This window comes from Streptomyces sp. NPDC001339 (assembly GCF_042895955.1).
Lineage (GTDB): Bacteria > Actinomycetota > Actinomycetes > Streptomycetales > Streptomycetaceae > Streptomyces.
Genome location: NZ_JBIAWT010000010.1, coordinates 36,216 through 53,596 on the forward strand (window position 1 = coordinate 36,216; position 17,381 = coordinate 53,596).

The following is a 17,381-nucleotide window of genomic DNA, read 5'->3' on the forward strand; positions in this document are numbered from 1 at the left end:
CGGCGCGCGGCGCGTCCGTGACGGTCCGTACGCCATCCACACAGGCAAGGGTGAGGGGAGAGATGAGCCGGGACCCCGGACCGTGCCCAGGCTCCGTCACCGCCACCGCCGACGGATCCGACTCCGGATCCGACTCCGGCGCCGGCTGCGATCCCGAAATCCCCGCCTCGGCTCCTGCGGGGGCCGACCGCCGCTGTCGCCCCGCCCCGCCGAACATCCGCTGCCACATTTCCCTGCCGTCCCTCACTGCCTTGTCGGCCTGATCAGCCCTATCAGCCTTTTCGGCCCATCGCCCTTGTCGGCCCTGTCACCGTTGTCGGCCCTGGACTCACCTGAGCCCCTGGTCCTCGCCCGCCAACCGCTGATTGATGGTTCCGATCTGCCTTATGTAACGCCTGCGTTCGCCGTGTTCCAGATCCAGGATTTCGCTCAGCGGCCAGTGGAAGTGATAGGCGATGTACGCGATCTCCGCATGGAGGTCGTCGATCGCGTACACCGTCATTCCCCCAGGCGGCTCCCCATGTCCACCTGGAACTCGTGCCGGCAGTTCGGGCACACCGTGGATGCCAGAGCGGAGCCATCGGTGTTGATCTTCTCGTAGAACCTCTGCAGGAATGCCAGGTCCGCAGCGAACATCTCCTCCACGACCCCGGCGTGAATGTCCGTCAGGGTGCCCAGCCGGGTGATCAGCCGCCCGAGCAGGACGACGGACAGATAGGCAGGGTTCTCCTGCACCCGCTGGTCCTTGAGCGGAATCAGCTCGTCACGGGCCGTCGCAAGGCGCATCACGCCCTCCCGGTGGATATTCCCCGCGCCGTCCACGTAACCGCGCGGCAAGGTGAAGGGGAATTCCGTCGGGAGGGCTGCGGGCCCATGGGACGAGCCCGCAGCCGGAAGGGGCGCGGTGGGCGTATGCGGCACGGCCTGCTGCGCCGGCGCTGCCGGCGACGGACCTTCCGTGATACGCCCGCGCCTCACGAGTCCTCGACCTTCATCTCTTCGAATTCGATGGTGACCGACTCATCGACCGCATTCGTCTGACCCGCGATCAGATCGCCGCTCTGCCAAGAGCTCACCCAGGCCCGCATCAGAGTGATACGCCGGACGGTCTTTCCGGTGTTGTCCTTCATCTCGATGGTGACGTTCTTACGACCCTTGGTCACATCACCCTTGTCGTACGTCTCCTTGATCCAGTCACCCAGAGCCTTGCTCTTGTCCATGCCGCGGGTGATGGTGACACTGCCGGGGGTCTTGGCGCCCGGCTGCTTCCGCGTGTAGACGATGCCCTTGTCCGTCACATGCTGACTGGTGATGACGTCCTGCTGCATACTCAGCCCGCTGATGCTCTTCAGCTGCTCCAGCTGAACACCGTCGATCTGGATACCAAAGGTGTGGACGACGAAGTTGTCCTGCATATCCGCCACTATCGATCCTCGCTTTTCGTTGCTGCACTCAGCACTTTGAGATGGGTACGGGTATGGGTGTGGGTATGGGTGTGGGTATGGGTGTGGGTATAGGTATGGGTGTGGTTCTGGAAGTCTGTTGGCTTACGTCGGGCCGGGTGTCCGTCCGGACGAGCCTCCGCCGGTTCAGGAGCAGGTCCGGTTTCCGGTTACGCCCCCGAACCGCCCAGAGATTCCTGCGAAATGCGGAAGACCACGAACTCGGCGGGCTTCACCGGCGCCACACCGATCTCGCACACGACCTGTCCGGACTCGATGACGTCCGGCGGGTTCGTCTCGGAGTCGCACTTGACGTAGAAGGCTTCGTCAGGGGTGGCGCCGAAGAGGGCGCCCTGCCGCCACTCGCCCACCAGGAAGGCGGCCACATTGCGGCGCATGGTGGCCCACAACCGCTCGTCGTTGGGCTCGAAAACCACCCACTGAGAGCCCTGGAAGATGGACTCCTCCAGGTAGTTGAAGAGCCGGCGGACGTTCAGGTAGCGCCACGCCGGGTCGCTGGAGAGCGTACGGGCGCCCCAGATGCGGATGCCGCGGCCGGGGAAGCTGCGGATGCAGTTGACGCCTGCGGGGTTGAGCTGCTCCTGCTCGCCCTTGGTGATCTGGATGCCCAAGTCCACCGCACCGCGCAGAACCTCGTTCGCGGGCGCCTTGTGCACCCCACGGGCTTCGTCATTGCGCGCCCACAGGCCTGCGACATGGCCGGAGGGGGGCATGAGAAAGCTCTTGCCGCTGGACGGGTCCGCCACCTTGATCCAGGGGTAGTACAGGGCGGCGAACTTGGAGTCGAAGCCGGCCTCGTTCTGCCGCCAGTCGTAGACCTCGGAGGGGCCCAGATCCGGCAGCGGGTCGATGATCGCCATGCGGTTGGCCATGCCCTCGCAGTGGTTGATCACCGCCATCTGAACGGCCTTGACCTGCTCGCGGTCCAGGGCACCGCGTTCGTACGCCGCCATCAGGTCGGGGACGGCGACCATGGTCACATCGTCGATCGCCTCCAGACCGGACAGCCCCGAGCGTCTGCTCACGTCGCCGACGTAGCGGCCGACCGTGCTGCCTGTCGCGCCCGCCGTACCGGTTCCCTGAGCGTCCTCGCCCACTGCCGAAGCGGCAGGCAGCATCAGGGACTTCTTCTCGGGGAGCGCCAGGGCGGCACCGGTGGCGCCGGTGGTGGGAGCCTCGTCGATGAGGATGAACTTCGACCGCTCGCGGACCTGGGTGACCACGTACTGGGCCGAGGACTTGTCGGTGGAGACATCGAACGTCTCCACCGGCGAGCCGCCGACATGCACGGCCAGCCGGTAGGAACCCTGCCCGTCGAGGGCGTTCTTGGCGTCCATCGCGTTCTTGGCATCCGTGGCGGGCTTGGCTTCCTTGTCACCGTCCTTCGTGGCGGACGCCTCGTCACCGTCCTTCCCACCTGCCCTGCTCTTCGCGCTCTCGGCGGCGGACCTACGAGTCCTGGTCCCCGTGCCGCCATCCGGCTCCACGCGCTGCACGTCGATGGAGATGTCCTGCCCGGCGGCCGACGGCAGTGCCGCGATCCGGAAGCCCCCGAGCACCTGCGACGGAGCCGCCGCCTCCACCACGCCCGGCACGGCCGAGCCCGTCGTAGCCCGCCCCGCCCCGGCCGGACCGTCTCCGGCTACCCGCACCACGTAACACGTGCCACCGCCATTGGCGAAGTACCCGTAGACCGAGTGCCCGAGGTACGAGCCCTCCATGAAGTCGCCGAATATATTCGTGAACTGGCTCCAATTGGTGATGCGCACGGGCCGGTCCAGCGGCCCTTGTTCTGCGAATCCGACAAAGGCCGCTACTGCGGTGCCCACCCCTTCGACAGGACGCGATCCGCCCTCCATCTCCTCCACGAACACGCCCGGGGACAGATAATTAGGCACCCACAACTCCTTATCTCACGCTGGCCGACGGCCTTGCCAGGACTTATCGACGGCAGCTCAGCACTTCAGAACTCATTGAACGACGTCAGGCGACACCATCGCATCGCACCCACGGAATGCGGACCACGAGGAAGAGGACGAGGGGCGCAGACAATACCGAAGGCAGTTTCGGCCGCCCACCCTCTCCCTCACAAGATCATTGCAGCGCGCGAGCAAGCCCCCTAGGGACCAAAGTCCCTCCAGAAAGGGCCATACGTAACCAACCACACTCGCACGCGTAACCTCTTGACAGCGCGTCAGAGCCGGACTATCAGGATTGACAGCCCCGGAAAGGTACTTGAAAGGCGAACATCCCTATCCGGATCCACACCCGTCATCCGGGGCTATCTAGCACCGAGCCCCGACTACTCAGCGAGGGGCATTATCGAGGACTTCTTCTTACCCCCGCGGGTGGACGGATCGGCCTTCGCCTTCCGAAGGTCCAGACTGTCCAAGACCTTGCCGGCGGACCCGCTTGCGAATATCTCCGACTTCGCGAAGAAGTCCCGCAGATCCTCACCTGCGATGACACTGGTCGTCAGGATCAGGGTGTCCTGGGCACCGCGCGAGTTCTTGGGATTGCCCCTGAGGATCAGGTCGTTGACCTTGCTCCAATAGTTCCGTCCATAGGTGAGAGTGAGCTGGTCGAGCATGACGGCCCCTCGCACACTCTCCAGCGAGGGGTTCGTCTCGCGGAGCTTCTCCAGCGTGTTGGGGTGCCACGACCACAGCCCCACACTGAATCCGACGTCGAAACGCCCCAGGAGCCGGTCGAGTTGGGCGGCGTAGATGCCCCCCACCGCCTCGCTCAGCCCTCCACCGCTCATGGGCTTGAGCTGACGCGGGCGGCTCAGCTCTCGCCAGACGTCCCAAGCGGTCCCACCCCTGGACAACTTGTCCGGGGAGAGAAGGACATCGGCGTGGGCGGGATCGAAGGCCATATAGCCATCCGCGGCCTGGGCCGTACCGTTCTTCTTGAGGCCGTCCAGGACGACGTGCTGGCGCAGCGGACTGGGGGCGAATCCTCGGCCTTCCCCGACATTGTTGACACCATCCTGTATGCGAACGATGTCGTCGTAGAGCCGCATCAGCCTTTCCGGGTTCTGGTCGCGGTACTTCAGAGCTGTGGCCCGGTCCACCGTGACGATGGCCCGCTTGCTGACGTACTCGACCCACGGTGCACCGGCGTCGTCGAGCATGGCACGGAACTCCTCGCTGCTCGTTTCGCCGAGCACGAAGCGCGGGGCCTTCGCCATCCCGCCCAGCAGCTCCACCGAGGTGGTGGCGGACGAGTTCCCCTCGACGGTGAGGTAGAGCATGCCGCCGGTCTCGTCGCCGATGCGGTTGGTGCCGGGCTTGAGGGTGAGGACGCGCTGGTTGCCCCCCTCGCCTTCGGCGCCTGGAACACCGATCCGCAGCTTGACCTTTCCTGCCCGGCTGTCCGGGGTGTCGGCCACATCGGCGAGCACCCGCCTGTTCGGCGGCAGGAACAGACCGGTGCTCTCCGCACCGCTCAGCTGGAACGAGGACTTCAGACGCCTTTGCTCCTCGGCCTGTGACGGCTTCGCGGACAGTTGGAACGTCTCGGCGTGGAGGTGCGTGACGTAGGGCTTGGGCTGCGTTGCGCGGGTGCGCCAGTCGCCGGTCGTGTCGGCGGAACTGCTGCTCCGGTCGGGCCTCGGTGCGGCTGCGGCATCCGTCGCAGCCGCGGTGGTGCCCATGACCGCCGCCAAGGCCGCTGCGGCCATGACCATGGTGCGCCTGCTGGTGGCCGACCGGCCCCGGAACCTCGGCGAAATATCAGAAGTCACTTGGGAGTTTCCTTTCCCGCCCTCGCCATGGCGAAGGTCTGCGCGTTTCGTGTCGCGGCAGCGTTCTCCGGTGGCCCTGGGGAGCGCAACGCTCCGTCATCTCCGGTGAAATCCGCTGGAATTGATTCCATCACGAGCGCGGGAAGCGGACTGTGGACCAGGGTGCCAAGTTAGGTAGACCTAAGTGCTATTTCGTGGCGCGGCGGTACGCTCCAGGGAGCACAAGGGAGAAGCGCGGCAGGCAAAAAGGCACCGGCCTCCGCCACCCCGTCTGCGGGCGCCGAAGGCCGGACCGACCGGATATTCTCGTCTCTTTCGCCCGGCGCTGAGACACTCGCTCTCCGCTGCACGACATCCGCGGGGATGTAGCCGGACGGGGACAACCGTGTAGCCCCTGGTACCGAGGAACGCCCCGCCCGTCACTCATCCCGCCACCGGCCGGCCACCGCGGTGTCGCCGCTCCTGCGCCATCGCGAGGTAGGCGATGGTCGCACCCGCGGGTACGACCATGCACACCAGGACGCCACCCACACCAGCAAGAACTGCCGCCGGCGCATCAGCGCGACGTATGCGCCGATACCGCCGGAAGACGCCACGAATCATGCCCTTCCTGTATATGAAGCACAACTCGCCCCATCTGTGGGCAACCCAACATGAGTACAGGTACTCACCATCCGAGTAGACGCAAAAAACTTCCCGCTGGGACGTCAAACCTTCTATCTTGACGCTGACCTTGTTGGCGAGGAACCTTGGAGGGCCGCAGCGAGGAATCCGCATCTTCCTACTTCACTGCCAGTTTCACAGTCGGAATCCATTCACTTCTTTCTCACCTATCCCAGCGAGAAGGCCATGGGATCGTTCGAATGAAGTAGCGGAATGTCGATAACTCGTTTGGGCCTCAATGGCCAGTCCGGCTGACTGGCCATCGCATTCTTGCGGGGGGAATGGTGTACGGTACACGGCTCGGCTTGCTGGGGGGATTCACGCTGGCCGACGGCGAAACGCACGTCGAGCTGCCGAAGACGCTCCAGAGACTGGTCGCGTTCATTGGACTGCGCCACCGGACCACACGGGCAGACACCGTGGGCGGATTGTGGCCGGAGGTAAGGGAGGACAAGGCCCTGGGCAGTCTGCGCACGGCCTTGTGGCGGCTACAGCAGTGCGGTCCGCGGATCGTGGTCGCCCAGGGGGAAACCCTCGCCCTCGACACCCGTGTGCAGGTCGATGTCGACGCGCTCGTCCACGCCGCCCGGCTGGTGCTCACCGACGACAACTCGGCCTCGGATGCAGCCCTGTTGGCTCACGGATGCGGCGAGCTGCTGCCCGGTTGGCTCGACGAATGGGTACTGGTGGAGCGGGAACGCCTTCGCCAGTGCGCATTGCACGGCTTGGAGAATCTCGCGGCGCACCACCTTCGTACCGGGCGCTACGCGGACGCACTCGATGCGGCACTGCGGGCGCTGCGGGCCGATCCGCTGCGCGAGACCCCGCACCGGCTGCTGATCCAGGTCCACATCGCGGAGGGGAATCACAGCGAGGTGCTGAGCGCCTATCACGCTTACCGGACACTGCTCCATCGCGAACTCGGCGTCGCGCCGTCGCCCGCCCTCCAGATGCTCGTCCGGGAGGCGGTACGGCCCGTCGCCCCAGCCGGCCCGGGGCGGCACATGCGGCCGCAGCTGCGGCTTTAGCGGTAGGTAAACCCGGCCATTTTCCGGTCTTCGGAATACCGGGGCGACACGCCGGCAGCGCGCCACCCCGGGGTCCCGTGGCCTCAAAGCTTCATGGCCCTCAAAGCTTCATGGCCTCATGGCCGATCAGCGCCGCCCTCCCTTCGCATGCGACGCGGAATAGCGGCAGATCATGAATACCCGGCCCAGCGGCTGCCGCAGCGCCGGGAAATGGAACTGTCCGAGCTCGCGGTCGCCGCGATGACGCAGTGGCCGCAGCGCGATATCGAGCACGCCGTGGTAAAGCGCGGGCCATTCGGCGCTGGAGACGCACTCGATGTCGTGGCAGGAGCACCGGCACGCCTCCCGCACCCCGTGGTCGCTCTCGTGCTCGGTGACGAACCGTACGGGCAGTGCTGCACGGCGGTCCGGATCGGTGAATTCGACATCGGTTAGTTCGACGAAGAGTTCCACCCGGGTGACCTTCAGATCGCGCTCGCCGGGCAGGAACGGGAAGTGCTCCCGGCCCAGCTTCAGTGGCAGCACGTGCCGGCCGTCGGGCTCGCCGGAGGTCAGCCGGTACCAGTCGTCCGGGAAGTCGTGGCGGATGTCGAACAGCCGCAGTCCGGCGCCCGGCAGGTGCCGCTGGGCGAGTGCGCCGGCCGCGCGCCGCAGCGCCTCACCGCCCTCGCGTGCCGTGTAGTTCAGGTGCAGCACCACGTCCGCGAGTGTGTCGAAGTCGAACCGGTTGTTCTCCGGCGGCAGCTCGATCCGCCAACGGCTGACCGCGCCGGCGAACTCGAAGGGCAGATAGCGCTCGTCCCGGAAGTTCAGCTCGAACAGTCCGGAGTCGTTCTGGCCGCTGGACGTCGCGATCGCCTCGGTGGCCGCGAAGCTGCGGGTCAGGCGCGAGTCGTCGGGCAGCGGCCGGTAGCCGTCCGGGCAGTGGCACTCGTCGCCGCGCTCCCCGCAGCAGCCCGCGACCGGTGCGGTCAGCCGCGGGGTGAGCCGTGTGGTGCTGCTCAGCAGGGTCAGCCGGCAGTGCACCCCGGTGTACGGGCCGACGACACACGGGACGCTGAGGGTCACATTCTTGATCCGGCGCAGGTAGTGGCCGGGGTGGTCCAGGTCGAAGAGCCACTCGGGGATCTCGATCTCGGCCGTACCGGTGGTCTGCAAGCGCAGGAAGGCGGACGGGAAGTCAAGCCGCAGCGAAAGGTGCTTGGTCAGTTCGTACTCACGGCAGTTGGCCTCCAGGTAGGCGATCTCCATCTGCCGCAGGGCGACCTGCAACCGCTCCCCCGCCGCCAGACCGTCCCGCAGATTGTCCCAGCCGCTCTCGGGCAGGAAGGCCCGGCCCGGCTCGGCGCGTTCGTGGGTGTACGCCCGCTGCGCCCGGCGTGCCGTACGCAATGCCACCTCGTACAGCCGCCGGTGCAGGGCCGCGGTCTCCTTCTGCAGGTAGAGGTAGAGCTCGGTGTGGGTGAACTTGTCGCGGAGGAAGTCCTGTACCTCCACGGTGTGTTCGTACTGCCGCTGCTGATTGTCGAGGTCGCGCAGGGCGGCGTCCCGGTGCCGCTCCGCAGCGAGGATCTGCCGCTCGATCTGGTCGATCTCGATGCCGGTGATCTCGACCTGGTGCTGCCACTCCTCCAGCCGCCGCTGCCAGCCCGACTCGGTGAGGCTGAGACCGGCGCCGGTGCCCGCGATATCGGCGAGCGCGTTCATGATCCGGGCCGCGGTGGCGAAACTCGCGTTCGCCAGCTTCGTGCCGATCGGTAGCTGGGTGGCCTCGTACGGGCCGAGCCCCGCCACGCCGACAGCGATATCGGGGATGATCCCGATGCCCTGGGCGATCGCCTCGGACACGTTGCCGACGGTGCGCGACGTCATGGAGACCCCGGTGAGCGCCTCGTACGCGGTCTCCCCGGCGTTGAGGCCGCGCAGGATGAGCTGCTGGTGGTAGCGCAGCCGGGCCAGCGCGCCCTCCTTCGTCTTCTGGAGCGCCTGGACCTGCCAGTCGGCTTCGCGCCACTGGAACTGACGGGTGCTCCGGGTGAGTTCGGCCAGCTGCCGCTCATGGGCGGCACGCAGCGCGGCGAGAGCCTCCGCGTCGCCCTTCTCGTAGGCGGCGAGCAACTCGGCTCCGAGTGAACGGACCTCGCCGGCGAGGTCGAGGGCCTTCTGCACCAGATAGCCGAAGCGGTACGGCCCGGTTCGGCACAGGCACTCCTGACCACCCGGGCACTCCGCGTCGCATGCGTCGACGGCGGCTCCGTACCCCTCGTCGCCGAGGGCGTCGTCACCCCAGAACGCCCGGTCCGCTCCCCCGTTCCGGCCGTGCAGCCGACGGCCGTTGAGCGCATGGCGGACCATGGCCAGCCGGTCGGCGGTCCGCTCGTACAGCGCGGTCAGTCTCGGGTTGAGAGGAGCGGGCCGGGCCCGGAACGTCGCGACGGTGCGCGGGGTGCCCGTGTCGTCCTGTGCCGGAACAACGGTGGGACGGGCGCCGAGCAGCCGGTCAGCGGTCTCGAACAGCACGGCGGCCTGCCGGGAGCTCTCGGGCGAGTTCCGGCACAGCAGGGAGTCCCCCCAGCGCAGCAGGGTGTCCAGGTATTCCAGGAGAACGGCACGGTCGCGGGCCTGATCGTCGGTCACCGGCGAGGTGGGGCAGCACTCCACATCCCGTCGCCGGTTGCGCGCGCGTGCGTCGTCCGTGAGGCCTGCGTCGTCCGTGAAGCGTGCGCCGTCCGTGAAGCAGTGAGCCCAGGTGTTGTCCCGGGAGGTCGGCACGTAGACCAGCTCGTACCATTTCAGTGCGGCCTCGAAGCCGCACCGCGTGCGCAGGGCACCGGCCACGGTCATCGCGACCGCGAAGGGCGACTGCGGGAGAAGCGGGGCACCCGGTGCCGCGTAGGCGAAGAAGGGGTACGCGGGCAGGCCGAAGTGTTCCTGCTGCGCGGGGCCGCCGGGCTCGGCCACGAGGGGGAGCACGACGGCGGAGTCGGTGGCGAGGTCGTACCGGAAGCCGGGGGCGGGCGCGCCGGGGTAGTTCCCGTATCCGGTGGGTGTCACACCGACGTTGACCGGGCCGTCGACCGCCTCGAACCGCAGGGAGTCCCCGGTGCGCCCGTCGAAGCGCAGCGCTGTCGCCTCGCCGGTGACGGCCAGCGCCTCGTCCGAGCGCCGCGGGGGCTCGAACTCGCCGTCCCGAAGGCGGGACCAGTACAGGTGGACCTGCTGCTCCGGTTCCCAGTTCAGCAGCCCCGGCAGGGCGTCGGGGCGGTGCCAGTCCGAGGTCTGCTGGGCGGTGACGGCCGGGTCGTGCTCCACGACGATCCCGGCGTCGGCGTGTTGCGGCGCCCCGGATTCCGCGAAGAACCGCGCGTCGGCGAGCCAGAAGTAGTACTCGTCGACCGTCGCGGGCCGCTCCTGGCCGTACCGGGCGCGGCAGTCGTCCTCGCGGAGGTGCGGGCGGGGCACGAACGCGGCCGATGCCCGGGGTGTCCCGGCGGCGGCGACGCGGACGAAGCGGGCGCCGAGGTTGGCGGCGGCCTGAAGCCACAGGGGAAGCCGTCGGCCGTCGGCTGACGGGGCGCCGCCGGTGGCCGCCACCGCGGCGTCCTCGCCTCCGCGTTCACCGCTCTGTCCGCTGTCGCCGTCGTTGTCGCCGTACGAGACCGGTGCGAGCCAGGACGGCTGCGCCGCGTGCCGCGGAGTGCCGAGGAGGCCGAGCCCCTCGGGCGGGGTGGGCAGGAGGTGGATCTCGGCGGGCTCCAGGGCCTGCCGTGCGACGAGGGCGGGATGCGCGGGCGGGCGTCCGCCCGACGGCTCGGGCCACCACTCGGGCCCGCCGGGGACCGGAACGGTGAGCGCGCTTCTGCGCAGTTCGTCTCGGAGGAACCGGAACGCCTCCGAGCCGTCGGCCGTGCGCAGCTCGTCCCATTCGATCCAGTTCTCCCGGTAGATCTCCCGGCGCCTGGCGGCCGACCAGACAGGGAAGGCGGCGAACCTGCGCTCCCAGAGACGGGCGAACGCCGGGGTGACGGTGAACCCGGGTTCGAGGCCGAGCCTGGCGCGCTGGATGTACGTCTGTACGGCCCCGACGGCCTCCTCGACGCGGCTCGCCCGTTGCGCGAGCCCGCATTCCACGTCCTGGAGCAGCAGGTCGGACAGGTCCTGCGGGGTGCGGGCGTACCGGCCGGCGGCCCACGGCAGCGCCACCCGGTCCCTCCCGCACAGGTAGGCGAGCAGGGCGTTACGGGCGCGTTCCCGCAGTCCGTCGTTGAGCCGCCGGAGGTCTTCGTACCGGCGTGGCTCGCCGCGCTCCAGGAAGCCGTCCTGGAGGAACCGGGTGAGGTTGGCGTTCCCGGACTGCGGCGGGGAGATCCAGGGTGGGGCGTCCACCTGGGCGCCCGGGTCGTCGGCGGCCCACAGGGCGGGCCGGGCGGTCTCGATCCGGGCCACGGCGAAGTGGCGGCGCAGTTCCCTCAGCCAGGTCTCGGCGTGCCAGATCCGCACCGGCCAGCGTTCGTCGGTCAGATCCGGGCTTCCGAGGTCGCCGACCGCGTACAGCGGTGGTGTGGCCCGCGGGTCGAACTGCGTGAGGACCAGGGGCGCGTGGCGCAGGTCGACGCCGAGATGCCGCAGCAGTTCGGCCGGGTTGTCCGGCTTGCGCTCGGCCACTTCGGCGAAGAGCAGCCAGGCCGGCCGTTCCCTGGCGCGTTCGGTCCGCGCGCGCAGGGCGCAGTAGTCGAAGATCCGCTCCCACCAGTCGAAGAGCGCTGCCTGGCGCTGCGGGCTGGGGTCGGACCGCTGGTCGGGCACCGCGGTGTCACGCCCCAGCAGCTCCACCGGCGGGTACGGGTCGGCCACGGGCAGCAGGTCGGGGTCGAACCAGGCGTGGTGGACTCCGAAGGACCCGCTGCCGGTCCGTGGGTGGGCGGTGCCTTCGAAGGCCTGCGGCGAGTCCAGCAGGAAGCCGAGTTCGGACTGCCGGTACCCGGGTACCGGGTGGGCGGACAGCCGGAAGCGTTCGGTGAACAGCAGTGCCTTGAAGGCCCGTTGGTAGGTGCGGCGGATATCCCGCAGTGTGCTGGTGTAGTGCCGGTCCAGGTAGGCGGCGGCCTGTTCACCGGCGTGGATCGGGTCGGCGGCTCCGCGCGGGCCGGAGTCGTTCGGCACGTCGGTGTGGTCGTGCCGGACGATACCGGATCCCAGGGTGCTGTCCTTGGTGTCGCGGAACAGCCGGTCGTACGGGAGGGACTGGGGCACACCGCCGGTGTCCGGACCGGCGTAGGTGACCTGGAAGCCGGTGGTGACCGGGCAGATGTCCTCGGGCCGGTCGAAGGCGGGGCGGTGTTGTGCGAGCTCGACGCGGATGCGGTAGGCGCCTCGGCGCAGCGTCAGCGGTTCCGAGTGGTGCGCGGGTGCGTCCTCGCCGCCCCAGTGGTGGTTGAGCAGCGTCCAGGTCTTCTGCCCACGTCCTACGGTGATCCGCCAGCCTTGGTGTGCCGCGGCCTCGGGGCCGGGTTCGCCGCTGTCGCCGGCCGGCGGGCCGGCGTGGAAGCGGTAGGCGCCGCGTTCCTCGACGAGCAGCACCCCGCTCCAGCACACGCTGAACGGCTGGGCGCCGCCGAGCGGTTCACCATCGCTGTCGAGGAACGCGAAGCCGTTGCGGGCACCGACGAACCGTAGCTGATCCTGCGTCAGTTCCAGGCCCATTGCGGGCAGCACGGTGGGCACCGGCGCGTTGTGCGCGTCACGTACGGGGCCGAACGCGCTCAGCGGGCCGCGGGTCTCGCGCCACACCAGGTCGCCGCCGGCGGTACGGAACTCGCCGAGCAGGCCCGTTCCGGCGAGGCCGAGCAGCGCGGAGAAGGCGCCGCCGCTCGGCCGCGGTCCCCAGGTGGTCTCCGGCGGCCGTCCCGAGTCGTCCTCCCACGGGGTGCGGGCGGCGTTCTCGTCGGCGAGCAGGGCACGGAGCACCCGCCATGCGGCGGCGTGGCCGTCCCCCGGTTCCGCTCGGCCGGTGACGGCGCGGACGTGGGCGGCGAGATGCTCGGCGACTGCCCGGCAGCGCAGGTGGAAGCGGGCGAACTCGTGCTGGAAGAAGGTGAACCGCGCTGCCTCGTCGGGCTCCTGGACGAGCCGGTCGACGGCGTGGTCGAAGTTCTCGAAGACCGCGGCGATCGGCGCGAGGGCGGCGCGCGGCGCGAAGTACAGGTTGCGGACCGCGACGCGCTCCGCGTCCCCCAGCGGCCGCAGCACGCTCAGCCGCCGGATCACCGCCGCGTCCGTCAGCGGCAGACTGGTCCACAGCTCCTCGGCTGCCTCGTCGTAGCCGAACGGCCCGTCCGGTGGGGCGGTCCACATGTGCGGGGAGGTGTCGGCGGCGGCGAGGGGCGTGCGGTACTGCTGGTCCCGCGGGTCGGCGGAGTGGCCGCAGCGCCGCAGTGTGCCGGGGAAGAACCGCCGGCCGAGGGCGGTCAGCGGGTCCGGTCCGCCGCTGGGGGTGAGGTGTCCGAACTCCTCGCGGAGCGAGGCGACGATCCTCGGCCAGCTCCACTGCCGGGCCTGTTCGCTCTCCACGCGGATCCCCAGCAGCGTGCGGCGCAGGGCCCACAGGGAATGCTCGCCGTCCCCCTCCTCCCCCTCCTCGGCTTCCGGAAGCGCCAGGGGGTCGTCCAGCGCTTCGTTCGCGTCCTGCTGCGGGAACGGGTCGTCGCCGTCGAGGTGGCCGCCCGTGGTGAACAGGAACAGGATCTCGCCGACCGTGAAGTCCGAGGCGTAGATCTTGCCCAGTACCTCGACCAGCCGCAGCGTGTGGGTGGGCAGCGCGTACCACGTGTCGCCGGGTGTGTCCGGATCGAACCCCGCGAGGACCGACAGCGGCCCGAGGTTGTCGGCGATGACCTTGCGGAATTCCGGGCCCCGGCGGGGGCAGCGGTGCCGTGCCTCGGCGTGGTCCTCGGCCGCGTCGAGGAGCAGCGCGACCGTGTCCTCCCAGGTGCCGGGCCGCGGTGTCTGCCACAGCGGGAGCAGCGCGAGGGGGCTCTGCCCGCGCAGCCGCAGTTCTCCGGTCAGCATCAGCAGCGCGGCGAGCTGGCGGAGGTGGTCCGGGTTGACCGTGTCGCCGTGGAACAGGTGGAGCTCCCTCGCGAGGCGAGCGGCGGTGGCGAACGTGAGGTGCCGGACGGGTCCGTTGCGCAGGGTGCGCCACAGGCGGATGAAGACGGCCAGCTTGCGCAGTGCGGTCGTGGGATCCTGCGCGTGGTGCGGGTCGGTGAAGGCGATCCGCAGATCGTCAAGGCAGCACGGCTCACACGGCGGGAAGCCGCCGTACTCCCCGCCGGCCCGCTCCCCCTCAGGCCTCTCCCCGTCGGCCCGCTCGCCGTTGCCCGAGCCGGCGCGGACGAAACCGACAAAGCCGCAGCGTTGCAGGTCGAGGAGTTCGCAGTAGTCCAGCCCGGTCCTCGGCAGGAATGTGGCGACGTCCAGCACGATCTCGGTCCACGGGGTGCCGTTCAGCGTGCCCGAGGCGAAGCCGTAGAGCTGGTGCAGCGCGAGGCGGCCCGCGCCGGGGTTCTCGTCGTCGGTGATGTCCTGCCGGTAGAGCAGGTCGTACTCCTCCGTGGAGACGCCGAGGTACTCGCGGGCGATGTCGAAGCTGACCGGGTAACGCCAGAGGTGGTCGGCGAATCCGGCGGGCTCATGTTCCGGATCGAGGACGAACTCGGTGATCCGCCGGCGGAATCGGCGCATCGCCTCGAACCGGGTGGTGCGCGCCTGGCGCAGGTACGACCTGGCCACGTCGAGGGGCTGATCGTAGGGGAGCCGCGGTGCGGAGAAGTCGGTGCGCAGTGCGGCGTAGGCCGCGGTTCCGGCCGCGGGCGCGGCCACCGCCGCCGGTGACGAGTGTTCCGGGATCGCGGCGAACAGGGTGGCCGGATCGTGTCCTGACGTAGCGTCAGGCCCATGCAGCGCATGGCCGGCCAGTGCGTCGGAGGCCGTGTCGTGCACCGCGCCCGCGGCCGCCGCCGATCCGCCGGGGGCGACCGCGGCGGCCAGATTCTCCAGGCTCTCGTTCACCAGGTCGATGGCGGGGAGCGGCGTTTCCAGGTTGGCGCGCGTCACGTGCAGCCGGCCGAGCGGACCGCGTCGCCCGGCGAGCAGTGTGCCCACAGGGTCGGGGTCGCCGGGCACCACCGGCTGGGCGAGGGTGGAGGCCGCGGAGGCGAGGAGCAGTTCGTGCAGGTAGCCGACGGGGCCGAAGGGCGACAGGTGGGCGGGCGGAACGCAGTCGGTCAGCGCACCGTCCGGGTTGACCGGCTGGAACCCCTCCGGTGCCCGTGGTCCCGACGCGGTCGAACCGCCCGCCGCGGCCTGGATGTCCGTGGCGTAGGGGTGGGCGACGGTACCGGCCAGCGCGGCCTGGAAGTCGGCCGGGGCGAGCGCCCGTACCCCTTCGGCGTCGCTGAAGCCCCGGGCGTAGAGCGCTTCCATGAGCGAGAAGCGCAGCTCGGCCCGGGCGTCGGGTGGCGCGGCGAACGCGGTGAGTCGGCACAGCGCGTCGACGATGTCCAGTGTTTCGGCCAGCCATGCCTGGGCCTCGCGGTCCCCGGGGCACGTGTCGGCGACGGCGGCGGACGAGGCGTCCGCGTCACGTGCGGTGCCGAAGGCGAAGGTGCCGCCGCCGTGGGCCGCGTAGGCGGCGCTGAACCGTGCGAACACGTCCGCGGCGGAGGTGTGCAGAGCCGGTGGGCCCTCGGGGGTCGCCCCGGTGCCGCTGACGGCTCCGGGCGGCACGGTGAAGAACTTCCGCAGGCGGCGGATGAACGCCTCGGTCCGCTGGGCGGGGGTCCCCGGCTGGGTGAACGGCGGCAGCAGGTCCAGCCGGGGCTCCGGGGTGCGGAACAGGTCGCGCCACCGCTGGTCGGTGACGGCGACCAGGGCGGGCGCGGACGTGATGCCGAGCGGCGGTCCGGTGATCGCGTCGATGAGCGGCTGGAAGCTCTCGGTCACCACGTGGAGCAGCAGGTCCAGGTAGGCGGCGGGGTGGGTGGCGGTCACCTCGGCCTGCCAGAACTTCGCGTCGATCTCGGCGGTGGAGTCGGCGTAGGCCAGCCAGTCCGTCACGAGGAGCCCGATCGACGCGTCATAGCGGACCGCGGGCAGCGAGCCGGGAACCGTGCCGAGCGCGTGCAGCCGGCGGGCGGCCTGGGCGGGGTTGACCGCCGCGGACGGCTGGGTGGAAGGCTGCTCGGACACGGTGACGGATCCCGCGTCGATCGCGGTCCGGATCTCCTGGAGCGTCTTGGTCTCCGCGCCGAACCGGGCCATGTCGTACCGCTGGCCGACGCCCACCTGCGCGGGGAGTGAGGCGGCCAGCGCGTAGAAGTAGGCGGCCGGGACGGTGAACTGGTCGACGAGGGTCGCCCCGGACGCCGGCTGCAGGATGACGGCGGTGTCCAGGGGCGCGCCCGCGCCGGTGATGACCGGGAAGGGGAAGGCCGCCAGCCGTGCCCCGACCAGGTCCTCTCCGGACGCACCCGCCTTGGGTATCGTCCCGCCGGCGCTGAGCAGCTCGCACTGGACCGCCGCCGACGCGGTGAAGACGAACTTCGCGAGCCGGTCGGCCTCGGCGCCATGGGTGGCGTGGTAGCCGGTGAGCTCCCCCTCGAACCGCTTGCGGTCGTTGTCGGCGTCCCGGTCGATGTCCTGGGAGTCCGAGGGTTTGGTGTACATCTCGCCGAGCGGGCGGGGCTCGGCGGGCGGCGGATAGACGGTGCGGTCCCAGACCAGTTCCCAGGCGATCTGGCGACTCTGCGCCGCGGTCAGCGGGCCGCGGTCCTTGAGCGCGACACCGTCCGCGGGATCCTTGGCCAGGACCGCGTCGATCGCCTTGGCCAACCGGTCGAAGGCGGGTGCCGTGCCGTCCGGCGGCACCTCGATCACCGTGTTCCCGAGCAGCGGCGGCAGCGTCGCGTAGGCGCTCGGAGCCATCCCGAAGCAGGCCGGCTGGTCGGTCGGCAGAGTGGTGACGGTGGTGACGACGATGTTGAAGTCGAGCGTCTTGTCGGCGATCTGCGTTCCGTTGCGGCTGATGTCCAGCCGCAGGTCGAAGGAGTTGGCGGTCGGGTACTCGGTGTGGCCGCCGGGCGGGTCGGCCACGATGACCGCGGTCGCGGCCGACTGGAGCGCGCGCACCTTCGTACCGAGACCGATGGTCACGTCCTTGTAGTGCTGGATGATCTGGGTCTGTGTCAGATCCACCGAGTCGTCCACCGGATCGATGCCGCCGGGCGGCACATGAGGATCGGCCAGCCCCTTCGCCGTGCCGATCGCCACACCGTGGGTGCTGTCGCCGAACGTCAGGTCGTAGGCCGTGATCGTGAGCCCGGTCAACGCCTGTGTGAAGGTCTGGGCCGTCACCGGCTCCGTCGGGTGGAGTCTGACGATGATCAAGTCGGGCACGATCGGGCTCCCTGTCCATGTCTG

At 69.7% G+C, this 17,381-nt stretch carries 7 protein-coding genes; 1 reads left to right on the forward strand and 6 read right to left on the reverse strand.

Going from position 1 to position 17,381, the window contains the following annotated elements; all coding sequences use genetic code 11:
* Positions 1 to 328: 328 nt before the first annotated feature.
* The 5 genes from ACFY12_RS27360 to ACFY12_RS27380 all read right to left on the reverse strand — a co-directional run bounded on the left by ACFY12_RS27360 (position 329) and on the right by ACFY12_RS27380 (position 5,211).
* A complete protein-coding gene (locus ACFY12_RS27360) occupies positions 329 to 496 on the reverse strand; it encodes a DUF6760 family protein (protein WP_390718561.1) in 168 nt (55 codons plus the stop codon).
* A 2-nt stretch (positions 497 to 498) separates the two neighbouring features.
* A complete protein-coding gene (locus tag ACFY12_RS27365; protein WP_390718720.1) occupies positions 499 to 1,005 on the reverse strand; it encodes a hypothetical protein in 507 nt (168 codons plus the stop codon).
* The gene (locus ACFY12_RS27370) at positions 975 to 1,415 is read right to left on the reverse strand and encodes a phage tail protein (protein ID WP_390718562.1); all 441 of its coding nucleotides are present in this window, start codon (positions 1,413 to 1,415) and stop codon (positions 975 to 977) included. The genes ACFY12_RS27365 and ACFY12_RS27370 overlap by 31 nt, the downstream gene beginning before the upstream one ends.
* A gap of 197 nt (positions 1,416 to 1,612) precedes the next feature.
* On the reverse strand, positions 1,613 to 3,361 hold the full coding sequence (locus tag ACFY12_RS27375; RefSeq protein ID WP_390718563.1) for a phage tail sheath family protein: 1,749 nt from the start codon (positions 3,359 to 3,361) through the stop codon (positions 1,613 to 1,615).
* Positions 3,362 to 3,765: 404 nt separating this feature from the next.
* On the reverse strand, positions 3,766 to 5,211 hold the full coding sequence (locus tag ACFY12_RS27380) for a M60 family metallopeptidase (protein WP_390718564.1): 1,446 nt from the start codon (positions 5,209 to 5,211) through the stop codon (positions 3,766 to 3,768).
* Between the two features lie 968 nt (positions 5,212 to 6,179).
* Here ACFY12_RS27380 and ACFY12_RS27385 point away from each other — a divergent pair.
* Entirely contained in the window at positions 6,180 to 6,902 is a 723-nt protein-coding gene (locus tag ACFY12_RS27385) for a BTAD domain-containing putative transcriptional regulator (protein ID WP_390718565.1), read from the forward strand.
* 126 nt (positions 6,903 to 7,028) lie between these two features.
* Here the strand turns inward: ACFY12_RS27385 and ACFY12_RS27390 are convergent, their stop codons facing one another.
* A complete protein-coding gene (locus ACFY12_RS27390) occupies positions 7,029 to 17,357 on the reverse strand; it encodes a neuraminidase-like domain-containing protein (RefSeq protein ID WP_390718566.1) in 10,329 nt (3,442 codons plus the stop codon).
* Positions 17,358 to 17,381: the final 24 nt, after the last annotated feature.

Bases quoted from the DNA above. Each gene is read 5' to 3' on its own strand.
- ACFY12_RS27370 (WP_390718562.1), bottom strand. From the start codon at position 1,415: ATGCAGGACAACTTCGTCGTCCACACCTTTGGTATCCAGATCGACGGT.